Genomic DNA, 15,071 nt, shown 5'->3' with positions numbered 1-15,071 from the left:
CCTCGGCATGGCCCCGCTCGATCAGGGCCCGACGCACCTCGGCGGCCGACAGGTTCGTGTACCGTCGTGAGGACTTGAGCTCGGGATCGGCGTAGGACTGGGGCTCGACGATCGCGCGGATGTCGTCAGCCAGTTTCGGATCCTTGTCCTCGCTTCGCCGTTGGCCTCGGGCGGAGAAGTTCTCCAGGCAGCGCACCCCTTGCCGGGATTCCTGCATCCCTTTCTCAACCGTCTCGCGACCCCAACCGAAACGCCGTTCGGCCACCCGGGCGCTTCCGCCACATAATTCCCTGGTGACTTCGGCCTGGAACAGGCGTCGTTGATAGCCAGTCAGTCGTCGTGCCCCCGAGCGAATCAAGGCATCGACTTGGTCCGAAGTGCCTTCCATCGAAGGTGAACCTCCAGGCCGCGAAAACACAAAGATCGTCGAGACGGCCCTTGCCGTTCGTTATTGAAGCCTAATCTAATGATCGGGTAGATTTCCAGTCACCTGTCGCCTAACTTCGAACGCACTTCCCTGGTATCTCAGTACGAGATTGCTCTTTTGCCCTGGTCTCGCCAAAGTCGAAGACGAGGATGCCGAAACGACAAATGTCGGCCTGGAACGAGGTCGAGGGATGAGATATTCTCGAGAGGGTAAGCGCGAGGCCGGGCCTCATCCCAATCCGTTGCCGAGGTCCCACGATGCGGATCCCTCGATTGACAACACGACGGCTGATGCTCCTGATCCTCGCCGAAGGCGTGTCGCTCGGCGTCGGGGTCCAGACGCACCGCCTTTGGCAGCGGGCCGCCGAGTGCCGCGTGAGGGCGGACGAGGCGAAGCGGGCGTGCTCTTCGTGCCTCTCGACCGTGGTAGGAGCCGCGAGGATGGGGGATCGGGCCGAAGTCGCCCGCTCGCGAACCCTGGCCGCGTACTACGACTCGGTTTATCGACGGTATGACCGGGTCGCCCGATATCCGTGGGAGTCGCTCTCTCCGGAGGTCGCCCCGGCCTATCCCGCCGTCGAGTGAAGGGTGAAGACCAAAGACTCTCCGCGGAAGGCCGCCGTGCTCTGCCCGGTCGCCTTGGTCGAGGACTCACCACAAAAGGCACGTAAGCACCAAGAACCCCGGAAGAATGTCCGAGGGGAAACTCGTGCCGCCTGGCTTGTCGGACGACAGCGAGCCATCGCCAAGTTGCCACCTATCCCGAACGCCGTTCCCGGGCCATCGAAGAATCCGATCGGTTCGGCATCGCCGTCCGACCATGCCTCTTCTGGGCGTCACCGAAGTGTAAATGTAAGCGACCACTGCTTTCAGCCTTGGGAAGATGGCAATCGATGGTAGAGTTGAATTCGACTCGCAAAAGACTTTGGCAAGGATCCTCCATGAAGCTGAACCGTGACATCCATTCGCTCACCGAGTTCAAACTGAAAACCCCGGAATTCGTCCAGCAATTGAAGGACACCGGCGAGCCGCTTGTGCTCACCATCAACGGCAAGGCTGAACTGGTCGTCCAGGATGCCGCTTCGTATCAAAAGCTCCTCGACATTGCCGAGCAGGCGAAGGTGCTGGAAGGAATCCGCCGGGGTTTGGAAGACGTCAGAGCCGGTCGTACCCAGCCCATCGCCGAGGCGTTCGCCGACATCCGCCGTGAACTGAATCTGCCGCTCGGATCATGACCTACCGCGTTGCCCTCGCCGCGACCGCCGCAACCGACATCCGGGCTGCAACGCGATGGCTGTGCGACGAACGATCGCTGGCCGCTGTGGATTAATGGCTGGCGGGCTTGTTTAAAGCCATGAAGACGCTGGAAAAGCACCCGCTTCGTTGCCCGCTGGCGGCAGATGAAGCCGCCGATCTCACCGACTTTGCCGTCACCATGGGTGGTCCGGCTGTAGCCGAAGTCCTGGCGGATCGTCATGGGCCCCGGCGATGAGGCCCGATTGTTGTGACCGTCCAAACATGGGATCCCGGTCGAAGCGTTCCACCCGCTCCTCGGCGCGGAGGGGTGCCGTGGGGATGGTGAAGGGACCGCAGGCGGCGACGAACCAGAGCCACGATGTCCTCAACCTGGTCGAATCTCCTCACGGATTCGGGGGGGAATTCCGTGTCAGGTCCCTGGAGCTCGAGGGCTCATGAAAACACCTGGATGCAACCGGGTCAAGCGGGGCCATGTCGGGCCGAAGGTCCCACAGTTCTTACGAGGCTGGTCGTCTGACGCTGTGAGTGCTGGTCGCCTGGCCCTGTCTTGAGGGAGGGGCGGGAAGATGATGTGATTGGTTGGGCGAGAGGTCCGGAAACGTTGGCGATGGCCTCGACCATTCGGGGCGGAAGGGGACGGTGAGGGATGACGTTCGCACTCATCATCGCGGCGAGCTCCGCGGCGCTCGCGCCGGCGGGCGATTCCGCCGCCGAACGAAATCATAACCGGCTGACTCCGGAGGCGATCCGCGCGGCGGCCGAGAAGGCCCTGCCGCTGATCCTCAAGAGCGGCGCGGAGTATCCCAAGAGCCGGGACTGCTTCTCGTGCCACCACCAGGCCGTGCCGGTGCTCGCGCTGGCCGAGGCCAGGGGGCGTGGCTTCGCGATCGACGCCGACGCGATCGACGAGCCGGTCGAGCACACCGAGGCCGACCTCCGCACGGCCCTCGAGAACTATCGCAAAGGGGCCGGCCAGGGCGGAGGCGTCTCCCGAGCAGGGTACGCGATGTTGACGCTCGAGATCGGCGGCAAGCCGGCCGACGAGGTGACCGAGGCCGTCGTGGACTATCTGCTCAAGAAGGACGAGTCGCGCGGGTTCTGGCGGAGCTCGTCCGACCGGCCGCCGTCGGAGTCCAGCGACTTCACCACGACGTATCTGGCGCTCCGCGCCCTGGCCGCCTACGGCAAGCCGGACCAGAAGGACGCCATCGCGTCCCGCATGCAGAAGGCCCGGCAATGGCTGGAGGGGAGCTCGCCGAAGGAGACCGAGGATCGCGTCTTCCGCCTGCTCGGTCTCAAGGCCGTGTCGGCCGAGGGGGCGACGATCCGCAAGGCGGCGGACGACCTCCTCGCCACGCGCCGGGCGGATGGAGGCTGGACGCAGCTCGACGGCGGGAACTCGTCCGACGCTTATGCGACGGCCTCGGCCCTCTATGCCTTGCATCTGGCCGGCGGCCTCGCGACCGACAGCCCCGAATACCAGGCCGGGCTGCGGTTCCTCATCGCCAACCAGCGCGAAGATGGTACGTGGTTCGTTGCCTCGCGGAGCAAGCCGTTCCAGCCCTACTTCGAGAGCGGCTTCCCCTACGGGAAAGATCAATTTATCTCCATGGCCGCAAGCTCCTGGTCGCTGGCTGCCCTGGCCTTGGCGTGTCCGAAGCCTTGATGCCCCCGGAGGAGATCGAGGTTCATCCTTATGCGAAGCTATCAGCGTTTCCTGTTCCCGACGGGCCTTGGCCTGATCTGTCTCTTCTGGTTCAGCACCCTATCCATAATTCGTCACGCTCCGCTCCTCTCTGGACCACGGGACGAAGCGGAGCGGGCCTTGGCCTTCTTCGTGCGGGATACTGTGATTTCTCTCGGCCTGATGGTCGCCTTGTTCGTCTTCCGGCGACGGATCCAGCCGTGGGTTGCGGGGAAGCCGCGAGAAGGACGAACGCTGCTCGATTGATGGCGACGAAGTCGCCCGTATGGCAATCGAGGGACAACCGTAGATCCCAGGAGAAAACCCTCCAGGCCATCGGTGGCCTGGAGGCGTCACCTACCCCCATTGCTCCTCGAGTTCGTTCATTTAAGATGGTCGCTCGCGAGGCGAGAGGACGATCGAAACGCAAGGGGCGGAGGGTCCGCGCATGGGTCGGGCGTTGCTCGTGATCGACGTGCAGAACGAGTATTTCACGGGGGCCTTGCCGATCACGCATCCGGCGGGGCACCTCGAAAAGATCCTCGAGGTCATGGACGCGGCCCGGGGGAAGATTCCCACGGTCGTGATCCAGCACCACTTCGAGGACAAGCCGATCTTCCGCAAGGGGAGCCCGGAGTGGGAGCTCCATCCCGAGGTGGCGGGTCGGCCTCGCGACTTCCTGGTCGAGAAGACCCTGCCGGGGAGCTTCACGAACACGCCGCTCGAGGCCTGGCTCCGCGAGCGCGGGATCGACACGGTCTCGATCGCCGGCTACATGACCCACATGTGCTGCGACACCACCGCCCGGCAGGCCGCCCACCGGGGGCTCACCGTCGAATTCCTGAGCGACGCCACGGGCACCCTGCCGTTGTCCAACTCCGCCGGGCAGGTTACGGCCGAGGAACTCCACCGGTCGATCCTCTGTGCCCAGCAGATGCTCCTGAGCGAGGTGCTGCCGACCTCGGAATGGGTCACGCGACTGTAAGCCCCTGCCTTGAAACCCGGCTTATGTCCCGAAACCCGGTTTTTTCCTAAAGACCGGGTTTCTGCGGGCGAGACAACGAAATCTCGGGAGGGGTCGGCGTCGACCGCGGCAGAAACCCTGCTCTGAAGAAAGAGCCGGGTTTCGGAGAGGGGGCAAGCGATGGCAGGAGACGGGGCCGATGCGGCGTTGTGATTGGGCGACGAACGAGTTGGCGATCCGCTACCACGACGAGGAGTGGGGCGTGCCGGTCCACGACGATCGGCGCTGGTTCGAGTTCCTCGTCCTCGAGGGGGCCCAGGCGGGGCTCAGTTGGGACACGATCCTCAGGAAACGTCCGCGCTACCGGGAGGTTTTCGACGACTTCGACCCGGCCGTCATTGCCCGATACGACGACGCGAAGGTGGCCGCCCTGCTCGCCGACCCCGGCATCGTCCGCAACCGGCTCAAGGTCGCGTCGGCGATCAAGAACGCCCGGGCCTTCCTGGACGTCCAGAAGGAGTTCTCGAGCTTCGACGCCTTCATCTGGCCGTTCGTCGGGGGAAAGCCCCTCGTCAACGCCTGGCCGTTGCACGGGGCCGTCCCCGCCCGGACTGACGAGTCCGACGCCCTGAGCAAGGCCCTGAAGCGTCGAGGGTTCAACTTCGTCGGATCGACGATCTGTTATGCCATGATGCAGGCGACGGGGATGGTCAACGACCACCTCGTGGGATGTTTTCGCCACGCCGAGCTGCGTTGAAGTCAGGGTGTGATCGGCGGCTCGTGTTGCCCCACGGTTCTCTGATACAAGCCCGAAGCGCCAGCGCGAGAATCTTCCCCGATTGTCTTCAGGAAGAGATTCGCTCGCTGGCGCTTCGGGCTTGTAAGAGGTCTTTCGGCAAAGTCGTTGATTGATGGAACCCGAGCACGATCTGCTCTAAAACGCGGTCAGCCAAGACTGGTGGGACGGCGCCCGCATCATGATGTCGGGGGCCGTGATCTGGCCGTCGGGGGCGATGCGGACGATCCTGGTTTCGGTGGTGACCCAGACCTGTCCGTTGGTCGGACTGATGGCGATGGCGATGGCCTTGATCGGCAAGGGGGGGAGCTCCCGGCCGTCGGGGGTGAAGCGGAGGACCTCGGAGCGGAAGCCGACGACTCAGGCGGTCCCGGTCTTCGGGTCGCAGGCGACGCCGAAGGGGTCCTTCTTGCCGAGTTCCCAGGACTTGATCGGCGCGCCCTGGGCGTCGAGGTGCCAGAGGCGGTTTGCGCTCCGGGCGACGTCGGGGTGGTCGCGCTCGGCGATCCAGACGCTGCCGTCCCGCGGGTCGGTCGCGACCGAGACTTTGGCCCAGCCCTCGTGGGGTTTCTGGAAAAGGACCTTGCCGTCGCGGTCGAGCTTCCGGATCCCGTAGCCGACGAGCCAGAAGCCGTCGGAATGGGCGTCGTAGGCGAGGTCGACCCCGCGTACCGGGAAGCTCGTGACCTCTCGGCCCTCGGCGTCGAGGACGACGGTCTCGCCCACGTCGAGCCTATCCCCACCGGAGCACCAGAGATGGCCGGTCTTCGGGTCGACCGCCATGGCGTCGGCGTCGATCCCGGCGGCTTGCCAGAGCTTCCGGCCGCGGAAGTCGAGGGCCGTCACGCGCCGGCCGACCAACTCGCGGGCGTAGATCCGCCCCCGAGGCGCGTCGATCACGACGCCGTGGTTCGCCCCGACGGTCTGGCACGTGTTGAATTCGCGGAGATACGCAATCTCCTTGCCGGCTTCGTCGAGCAGGCGGAGGCCGTCGCGATGGGGACCTTTTGCCTCGAAGTCCTCGTCGGCGTCGTCCAGGACGGCGACGGCGGGCGGGGCCGTCTCGGGCTTCACATTGGGGTCGGGCGCCTCGAATCGCGTGATCGGGAACCGGGGGGATCGGGTCGCCTTATCCGCCCTGGCGAAGAGGGCCGAGTCCTTCAGCGCGGCCTGGACGGCCTCCTTGAGCGCGGGGCCTCGCGGGTTCCTCGCGAGGATTCGCCCGTCGGGCCCGACCAGGAACATCGCCGGGAACGCGGAGACCTTGTAGTTCTGGGTGAGGCGTTCGCCAATGTACCCGCCGAACCCCTGGATCCAGGTCAGTTCATTCTTTGCGACGTACTTCGCCCCGACGTCGGGAGCCTGGTCGCAGTTGAGTCCGACGAGGGCGAAGCGGGGGTCGTTACCGAAGGCCTCGTGGATCTCCTTGAGGTTCGGGATCTCCTCGAGACTAGGTCGGCTCCACGTCGCCCAGAAGTCGAGCAGGACGAGCTTGCCCGCCAGGTCCTTGAGGCGAATGCGTTCGGGGCCGGCGAGTTGCTGGACCGTGAACTCGGGTGCCTCGTCGCCGACCTTGAGGGTGGGGAAGAGCGTCACCGTGATTTGGCCGAGGTCGACGGGGGTGTCGCCAGGAGTATCGGGCACGGTGATCTTGTGGCGGCCTTCTCCGATCAACGACCCGATCCCGCCACTGGGGCCGTCGGGGGCGTTCACGGGGATTGTGAGCTCGTAGCGGCCGGGGGGGACGTCGTCGATCTGCACCTTGCCGTCGGCGCCGATGTTCCCAACATATTGGGTCCAGACGAAGGGCCCGTCGTTCTGTTCACCCCGGATCGGGGCGATCGCCGCCGGATGGTTCGACCGCCAGTTGATGGGGTTTTCGGTCGTGCCTTCCAGGGCAACCTGGCAAACGACCGGCCGCCCCTTGCCGCCGACCGTGACCCGGGCCGTCTTCCCCGACTCCACCTCGACGATCGTCGCCCAGCCGATGCTGGACATCATTAGCCCGTCGCCCCGGTCGGTGTCCACCATCCGAGAGACTCGCCCTGCGCCGGGGATCACCGAGGCGAAGCGGAAGCGTCCCTGGTTGTCTGCCTTGATTTGATCATGATTGGAGAGGTAGAGGACGTTTGTCCGGTCATCACGAGATGGTTCGAACCTGACCTGCTGGCCGGCACCCGGACGCTTGCCGATCAGGATCTCTCCCTCGATGCTCCCCCACGCTTGTAGCACGAGCCGGTGCGACTTTTCGAATTCCTCAGAGGAGGCGTCGGCGTACCCGGCCTCGCCTGCGGTCACCAGCAGAAACGTGTCGGCCGGCGCGATGACGGTGAAGCGCCCGTCGTCTTCGGTTTTCACGATGGCGGCCGAGTGGTCGTGCCGCAGGAAGCGTCCGTTATGCAGGGAGACTTTGTGATCGCGTGTCGCGAGCGCGACGTCGACGCCGACGGCAGGTCGGCCATCGGGGAAGACGACGACTCCGGAAAGCTCGCGGGTGACCTCGGGACCCGTCCGCTCACGATCTCGCGGAAGGGGTGCGGGGCCATCGGGGGCGACCACCTCAATTGCGATCGGGGCGGAAGTCTTGGCGGCGTCCGCGACCGGCTCGGCGCGGGTGACGGCCAGGCCGCCGATGAGCACGATCAGGACGCTCGTGGAGCACAGCGCGGCCATGACGGGCCTCCTCGGGAGCGGGGCTGGGAAGACCTTCCGATTCAGGGTCTCGATGCGTCCGAGGACCTCGGACGCGTGGGCCATCGCGAGGCCCCGTGTCGAGGGCGGGAGGGCGACACGCAAGGCGAGGCGGGCCAGGGTCCGGCAGTACGAAGTGACGTCGCCGAGGTAGTCGGCGGCCACGGCGTCGCTGACGGCGTCGCAGGCCGACGCGTGGGCGTCTCGGATCCGCCAGGCGAGCGGGTGGAACCAGAGCAGGAGCGTCGCCAGGTGGGCGGCGTCGTTCCAGGCGAGGTCGTGGCCTCGGGCGTGCGCCAGCTCATGCGCGAGGATGGCCTCGATGTCGTCACGCTCATCCTCCCGGCATTGCCGATCCGGCAGCAACAGCACGGGCCGCCAGGCCCCGGCCAGGCAGGGCGTCTGCACCTCGGCCGATCGGCGGACGCGGATCTCCCGGGCGATCCCCATCCGCCTGGCGATATCCTGGCATTGGCGGACGACCCACTCCGGGGCCTCCTCCGAGCGCCTGATGAGCGTCGAGAGCCGCACGCTCGCCAGGGCGAGCCGCATTGCCATGGCGAGGATGCCTAACGCCCAGACCGTCGCCAGGCCCGGGGCGAGCCCACGCGTCCAGGTTTTCCGGGAGTCGATGGCCCCTCCCCCTGCCCTGGCCCTTGCGACATTGGCTTTGTCCTGGCGAGTGGAGGATTCGTTGGATCCGAGGCCGGCCGCGGCCGTCGGGCTGTGATCGGTCGAGGCAACCCGGGGGCGGAACGTCGGAGAGGGGTTGGCCGGGCGAACCTCGGGAGCGTAGCGCGTTCTCGGCTCGTGTGCCGGCGACGGGATCGGTCCGGGTTTGATGGTGGCCAGGGCGTTGGCCGGGGATGGTTTCCCTCGGGCGAGCCGCCATTCCAGGAGCGGCGGGAGGCCGGAGAGCACGGCGACCAGCGAAACGCCCACGATGGCCGAACGCCAGAGGGCGACACGCCAGCGCGGGTTGCGACGCTCGAGCCGAAGGTGGACCAACCAGGCCAGGGCGAGCAGGACCGTCCACTTCGCGACGAGGACCACGGCCGTCGGCGCGTCCGGCAAAGCCTCGGTAACGTTCGTTAAGCTCGTGAGTGCGTTCATTTCTGCCCTCCTTCCCCACCCTTCGGCGACTCGCCATTCGGCCCCGAGGCTCGGCCTTCGTCGGCGAGCCGTTTCAACTCCAGCAGTTCCACCTCGCTGAGCCGTTCCGACTTGATGATGTTCATGACCAGCGCCTGGATCGAGCCGCCGCAGTACGCGTCGACCAACTCGTCAAGCGTCGTGCGGAAGGCCGAGCGTGCACGGGTCGTGGCCTTGTAATAGAACGCTTTCCCGACCCGGCGCCGGGCCACGTGCCCCTTCTCGACCAGCGTGGTCAGATAAGAACGCAGCGCCGGATTCTTGATCGGCTCGGGAAAGCGCTCCTGGAGCTCACCCGGCTTCAGCTCGCCGAGCTCCCACAGCAGTCGCATAACCTTCAACTCCCCCGGCGTGAATTGGGGCATGGACCCGCCTCGGTAATGGTTGGTTTAATAATATTTGGTATGCTCATAAAATTAGAAAATCGCGATGTCGACGAAGCGTGCAAACCGGACGTGGGAGCCTTCCCGCACGAGGCGGGTCCACATAATCCTGATAATTCAATCCCAAACACGTTGGCACTCCGAATGTGCAGAGCGTACTGCATATTGTCGCTTCGCGTCAATCGCGATGTGCAGGGTTTCCTGCATTTGGCGGGATTCCCCTCGGCATAAGTTTCCGGAGAAAGTTGAAAAGACAGGGCCCGAGACCGCCAGTACTTTGAAGAAGGGCCGGCGGATGCGTCCATGAAGGAGGCCGAGAGCGATGACGGGAGGGGGATCGGAGGCTGTCTTCAGGCAGATCCAGGGACTCTGGGATCTCGGGACGGTCGTCGGCATGAGCGACGGGCAATTGCTGGCCCGGTTCGCCGACGGGCGGGGTGGGGTGGCGGAGGCGTCCTTCGGGGCCCTGGTCGGGCGTCATGGGCCGATGGTCTACCGCGTTTGCCGGGACCTCGTCCGGGACCGCCACACCGCCGAGGACTGCTTCCAGGCGACGTTCGTGGTCCTCGCCCGGAAGGCCGGCGCGATCCGGGAGCCGGAGCTGCTGGGCCGCTGGCTCTACGGCGTCGCCCTCCGCACGGCGCGTGAGGCGAAGTCGCGGGGCGAACGTCGACGTCGGCGCGAGTGGCTCGGGGACGCCTGGGGCGAGGATGAGCCCGTCGGTGAGTCGGGCCCCCCCGAGGCCGAGCTGATGCTCCGCGAGCGGGCCGCCATGCTCCATGAAGAGGTGGCCCGCCTGCCCGAGAAGTATCGCGTCCCGGTCGTGCTCTGCGACCTGGAGGGGCTCGCCCATGAGGAGGCGGCGCGTCGGATGCGGTGCCCGGTGGGGACGGTCGGGGTCCGCCTGATGCGGGCCCGGGAACGGCTCCGGACCCGCTTGACCCGTCGAGGGCTCGCGCCGACGGCCGGAGGGCTCCTGGGGCTGTCGGCGAGCGCCGAGGGGGCCTCGGGCCCGTTGCCCGCGGACCTCGTCGCGACGACGGCGCGGGCCGGGGCCCGGGTCGCGACGGGAGATGCGTGGATCGAGCTGGTTTCGGCGGAGGTCGCCACTCTGACGGGAAGGACGTTGAACGCCATGTCGCTCATGATGCTGAGGTCCCTCGCGACGCCAATCCTCTTGGCCGGCGCCCTCGCGGCCGGGGTGCTCGTCGCGGTCGAATCGACACAAAAGCTCGCGGAGGCCGACGACCCATCGCCGGCCGTCGCGGCCATGCCATCGCCGCTCGACGTGCTCGACGGGGCGAGCGTCCCCAAGGGGGGTGGGTTTCCCTGGGAGACGCCCGAACTGGTCGCCGTCCTGGGCGACACTCGAGGGCGGCATGGCGGCGAGGTCGCTTGCGTGGTGGTGACGCCCGACGGCCGGACCGTCGCCACGAGCGCCGAGCAGGACAAGGTCATCCGCCTCTGGGACGCGACGACCTTGCAACTCTCGGCCGTGCTCGCCGGGCACCGGAGCCCGGTCCATTGCCTGGCGATCTCGCCCGACGGCAAGACCCTGGCGTCCGGGAGTGCCTACGGAGACGTGCTGCTCTGGGAGCTCGGCGGGCCGGCCCCGAAAGGGCCGAGGCGGGTCCTCCCCGTCGAGTTCAACCTGATCCATTCCCTGGCGTTCTCGACGGACGGCAAGACCCTGGCCATGTCCGGCAACGCCAAGGGGGTGTTGCTCATCGACCTCTCCGGGGCCGAGCCTCGCAAGAAAGGGAACCTCGATGGCCTGTCTTCGGAAGTGCGCTCGCTGGCGTATACGCCCGACGGCAAGACGCTGGGCCTGGCCGGGCTCGACGACGGCACGATCCGGCTCTGGGACGTCTCTGTGGCGATGCCTCGCGAGCGGTTCGTCTTCAGAATCTCGCCCGATCCCGAGCGGTCGAAGGTCGTCTCGATCGCCTTCTCGCCCGACTCCAGGCTGCTGGCTTCGAGCGGGAGCGATGGTCGCTCGCGTCTCTGGGACCTTTCCGGGGCGGATCCGAAAGGGTTGAGCCTGCCCGAGGAGGCCCGCCAGGCCACGAGATGGTCCGGTTGGAACCTCGGAAGATCCTCGCAGAGAGTCGCCTTCTCGCCCGATAGCAAGACCCTCGTCGCCAGCGACACGCAGGGAGCTTTCTCCGCCTGGGACGTGACCGGCGCCGAGCCGGCCCGGCGGTCGACCTGGCATCCCCAGGCCGACGCCGCCACGAACGTCATCGCCTTCGGGCCCGATCGCCACGTCCTCTATTCCGGCGGCAAGGATCACCTGCTGCGCCTCTGGCATCTCTCCGGCGACCAGTCCGTCGAACGGCTCGCCCCTCAGGGCGCGGTGGGAGGGCTGGACGCCGTCGCGTTCACGCCCGACGGCAGGATGCTGGTCACGGCGGGGGACGACCGCACGCTCCGGGTCTGGGACCTCTCCGCGGCGACCCCTCGCCTGGCCGAGACCCAGCCGGGGATCAAACCCCTCGCCGTCAGCCCGGACGGCAGGATCATGGCCGCCGGCGACCCGAGCGGTCAGGGCCAGGTGCAGGTCCTGGACCTGGACGGCAAAGGGGGCATCACGCCCCGCGCGTCCCTGCAAGGACACCACGGGCAACTTTGGTCCCTGGCCTTCTCGCCCGACGGCAAGACGCTCGCCTCAGGCGCCGGGGACCACGCGGTACGCCTCTGGGACGTCCCGACCGCCGCCCTCCGGACCGAGTTCGTCGCGAGCGACAAGTGGCCCCCCGTGGTGGCCTTCTCCCCGGACGGCCAGATCCTCGCCACTGCGGGCGCCGGGTCCTCGGTCAGCCTGCGGGACGCGGCCGACGGCTTCCTAAAAGAAAGGGCCACGGTCAAGGGGACCGGGTGGTCGATCTCGTCATTGGCGTTCTCGCCCGACGGCAAGATCCTGGCCGCGGGGACGAATGGTTGGACGCAGCTCTGGGACCTCTCCGCGAAGCCGCCGGAGCCCTTGCGCCTGGTCGATCGCTGCTTCGGCTTCTCGATCGCCTTCCGGGACGGCGGGAAGACGTTCCTCACCGCGGACGAGACCTGGGACAAGACGGGCCCATTCGACCCGAGCCACCCGGCGCTCACCTCGTACGATGTGGCCTCGGGCAAGCGGCTCCGCCAGTGGCCCCTCCCCTCCCCTTGCTGGGCGATGGCCCTCGCCCCCGACGGTCGCCACGCGGCGAGCGCCCTCCAGGATGGGACCGTCTTCATCCATCGACTCTCCCCTTCGCCCTCCCGTCGCTGAGCCCTGGCAGGCAGCCGCTTTCACCGGGCCGGCTTGAGTGGCAGAATGGCCGACGGGATCGTCGCGCGATCGACCCGGTCGCGTCCTACCTCTGTCGACCCAACCCGGTGAAGGATGGCATTCATGTCTGAGAACGTGAACCGACGTGATTTCATGGGGACGACCGGCTTCGCCGCCGCGGCGTACGGCCTCGGGATGGCGATGCCCGCGGTCCGCACCGCCCGGGGCGAGGAGCCGGCGAAGTCGGCGGCGAAGGTCCCGGTCATCGGCCTGATCGGCGCGGGGGGCATGGGCCGCCACAACATGGGCCACTTCATCGACAAGAAGTGCCCGATCGCCGCCGTCTGCGACGTGGACGACTCGCACGCCGGGCAGGCCGCCGACGAGGTCGGGAAGAAGCAAGGCAAGCGCCCCGAAACGTACAAGGACTTCCGGAAACTTCTCGAACGGAAAGACATCGACGCGGTCATCATCGCCACGCCCGACCACTGGCACGCCCTGAGCTTGATCCACGCCTGCGACGCCGGCAAGGACGCCTACTGCGAGAAGCCGATCAGCCACAACGTCACCGAAGGCCGCGCCATGGTCGAGGCGGCCAAGCGGAACAAGCGGATCGTGCAGGTCGGCACCTGGCAGCGGAGCACCCGCGAGTTCGTCGACGCCGTCGATTACATTCGCAGCGGCAAGCTCGGCAAGATCACGACGTGTCGCGCGTGGAAGACCGACGACAACAAACTCGGCCACAACAGCCCCAAGGAGCCGCCCAAGGGCCTCGACTACGACTTCTGGATCGGGCCGGCCGACTACGTCCCGTACACCGACAAGAATTGTCACTACACCTGGCGCTGGTACTTCAACACGGCGGCCGGGATGACCGGCGACTGGGGCGTCCACATGATGGACATCGCCCTGCTGGGTCTGAGCAAGGACACCGACCTGGTGATGCCCGAAGAGGTCACCTCGTACGGCGGTCACCTCGCCTACCCCGGCGACGACCGCACGACGCCGGATACGCAGCTCGCGATCATGAAGTTCCCCGAGACCGTCCTGCACTGGGAGACCGGCCGCCGAGGGGTCGACGGTGGCCCCGACCACGGCACCGAGTTCATCTCCGCCGACGGCAGCGCCCTGATGGTCTGGCGAGGGGGCTGGTCCATCAAAGAGCCGGACGGCAAGGAACGCGACAAGCCCAAGGTCGAAGGGGCCTACGACGGCCTACCCAGCCACGTCGACGACCTGCTCAAGTGCATCGAGACCCGCGAGCAACCCCGCTCGAACATCGCCTCGATGTACCAGACGACCACCGTCTGCCACCTCGCCAACATCTCGCTCCTGGCCGGCCGCTCGGTCCGCTGGGACAAGGCCAAGAACGACCTGATCGGCGACGCCGGCCGCTACACGCTCCCCTACCGGCGCGAGTATCGCAAGCCCTGGACCTTGCCCTACGCCTGATATCATTGAGGCGGGAGTCTCTTTAGGAAAAATGGGGGCGGGGAGGATTCACCACAAAGGACACAAAGGTAATTTGGGAAAGTATTCTTAAAAATTAAATTTATTTATGTCCTTTGTGGTGAGTCCTCCCCGCATCACGGGAAATTGGGATGACGGACGCACTCGCAGTCGAAGGACATTACGGGGTCGAGCCGCTCGAGGCCCGTGTTGCCGAGGCGTTGCGGAAGGCGGGGCTCGGGGAAGGGACCGTCGGGTGGGCACAGCTCGCGCCGCTCGACCAGTTCCATGTCCGGGGCCTTGTCGCAACGAAAGAGCTTGCCCAGGGACTTGGGCCTGCCTCGGGCGATTCGGTGCTGGATGTCGGGTGCGGGCTCGGCGGCCCGGCACGGTTCCTGTCGGCGAACTACGGCTGCCAGGTCACCGGCATCGATCTCAACCAGGCCTTCGTCGACGTCGCCCGGATGCTCACGCAGCGCGTCGGGCTCGAGGCCTCGGTGACTTTCCGCCAGGCCAACGCCCTCGACCTCCCCTTCGCCGACGCGACCTTCCACCACGCCTGGACGCAGCACGTCGCGATGAACATCGCCGATCGCAGGGGTCTCTACGCGAGCATCCGGCGCGTGCTGAAGCCGGGCGGGCGCCTCGCGATCCACGACGTGGTCGCCGGCGACGGCCGCCCCTTGATCTTCCCCGTCCCCTGGGCCGGCACCCCCGAGGTCAGCTTTCTGCTGCCTCCCGACGCGATGCGCGACGTCCTCGAGGAGACGGGGTTCTCGGTGCTCTCATGGGACGACGAGACGGAGACGGCCCTCGCCTGGTTCGCCGAGATGGACGCCAAACACCCGACGCCGAGCCTCCCGCCGCCCCTCGGCGTCCACGTCGTCATGGGACCGAGGTTCGCCGAGATGGTCGGGAACTTCCGCCGGAACCTCGACGATGGTCGCGTCCGGCTCGTCCAGACGGTCCTCCGCCGTGACCTCGACTGACCACCAGGACGG

The 15,071-nt window shown here is 66.8% G+C and carries 11 protein-coding genes and 1 pseudogene; 8 read left to right on the top strand and 4 right to left on the bottom strand.

The features are described from left to right. Nucleotides 1–388, bottom strand: a pseudogene (locus tag ACYOEI_RS32145) (ISAzo13 family transposase); the annotation flags it as partial. A gap of 311 nt (nt 389–699) precedes the next feature. Between ACYOEI_RS32145 and ACYOEI_RS32140 the strand changes: the two are divergent. The 5 genes from ACYOEI_RS32140 to ACYOEI_RS32120 all read left to right on the top strand — a co-directional run bounded on the left by ACYOEI_RS32140 (nt 700) and on the right by ACYOEI_RS32120 (nt 5,088). Next, complete coding sequence (locus ACYOEI_RS32140) at nt 700–1,011, top strand: hypothetical protein (RefSeq protein ID WP_462853982.1); 312 nt, start codon at nt 700–702, stop codon at nt 1,009–1,011. Between the two features lie 356 nt (nt 1,012–1,367). Then, nucleotides 1,368–1,661 carry a type II toxin-antitoxin system Phd/YefM family antitoxin gene (locus ACYOEI_RS32135; protein ID WP_462853981.1) on the top strand — a complete coding sequence of 98 codons (294 nt, stop codon included), beginning with the start codon at nt 1,368–1,370 and terminating at the stop codon, nt 1,659–1,661. A gap of 668 nt (nt 1,662–2,329) precedes the next feature. Beyond that, a complete protein-coding gene (locus ACYOEI_RS32130) occupies nt 2,330–3,349 on the top strand; it encodes a prenyltransferase/squalene oxidase repeat-containing protein (protein WP_462853980.1) in 1,020 nt (339 codons plus the stop codon). Nucleotides 3,350–3,815: 466 nt separating this feature from the next. Further along, complete coding sequence (locus ACYOEI_RS32125) at nt 3,816–4,352, top strand: cysteine hydrolase family protein (protein ID WP_462853978.1); 537 nt, start codon at nt 3,816–3,818, stop codon at nt 4,350–4,352. A gap of 178 nt (nt 4,353–4,530) precedes the next feature. Beyond that, on the top strand, nt 4,531–5,088 hold the full coding sequence (locus ACYOEI_RS32120) for a DNA-3-methyladenine glycosylase I (protein WP_462853976.1): 558 nt from the start codon (nt 4,531–4,533) through the stop codon (nt 5,086–5,088). Between the two features lie 177 nt (nt 5,089–5,265). On the opposite strand, the gene ACYOEI_RS32115 is transcribed toward ACYOEI_RS32120, so the two are convergent. The 3 genes from ACYOEI_RS32115 to ACYOEI_RS32105 are packed head-to-tail and all read right to left on the bottom strand — an operon-like array spanning nt 5,266 to nt 9,335. Continuing rightward, nucleotides 5,266–5,427, bottom strand: a complete 162-nt coding sequence (locus ACYOEI_RS32115) for a hypothetical protein (protein ID WP_462853974.1) — start codon at nt 5,425–5,427, stop codon at nt 5,266–5,268. A gap of 60 nt (nt 5,428–5,487) precedes the next feature. Then, the gene (locus ACYOEI_RS32110) at nt 5,488–8,931 is read right to left on the bottom strand and encodes a M56 family metallopeptidase (protein ID WP_462853973.1); all 3,444 of its coding nucleotides are present in this window, start codon (nt 8,929–8,931) and stop codon (nt 5,488–5,490) included. After that, a complete protein-coding gene (locus ACYOEI_RS32105; protein ID WP_462853971.1) occupies nt 8,928–9,335 on the bottom strand; it encodes a BlaI/MecI/CopY family transcriptional regulator in 408 nt (135 codons plus the stop codon). The genes ACYOEI_RS32110 and ACYOEI_RS32105 overlap by 4 nt, the downstream gene beginning before the upstream one ends. 340 nt (nt 9,336–9,675) lie before the next feature. On the opposite strand from ACYOEI_RS32105, the gene ACYOEI_RS32100 reads away from it, so the two are divergent. From ACYOEI_RS32100 to ACYOEI_RS32090, 3 genes are all read left to right on the top strand, one after another. Continuing rightward, complete coding sequence (locus ACYOEI_RS32100; RefSeq protein ID WP_462853970.1) at nt 9,676–12,621, top strand: sigma-70 family RNA polymerase sigma factor; 2,946 nt, start codon at nt 9,676–9,678, stop codon at nt 12,619–12,621. A 123-nt stretch (nt 12,622–12,744) separates the two neighbouring features. Beyond that, a complete protein-coding gene (locus ACYOEI_RS32095; RefSeq protein ID WP_462853968.1) occupies nt 12,745–14,073 on the top strand; it encodes a Gfo/Idh/MocA family protein in 1,329 nt (442 codons plus the stop codon). Between the two features lie 149 nt (nt 14,074–14,222). Beyond that, nucleotides 14,223–15,059 (top strand): class I SAM-dependent methyltransferase, encoded by an 837-nt coding sequence (locus tag ACYOEI_RS32090; RefSeq protein ID WP_462853967.1) that lies wholly within the window; start codon nt 14,223–14,225, stop codon nt 15,057–15,059. The last annotated feature ends 12 nt before the right edge of the window (nt 15,060–15,071 follow it).

The sequence above is a fragment of the Singulisphaera rosea genome, from assembly GCF_054877945.1.
This window is presented reverse-complemented; position numbering and strand designations above follow the sequence as displayed.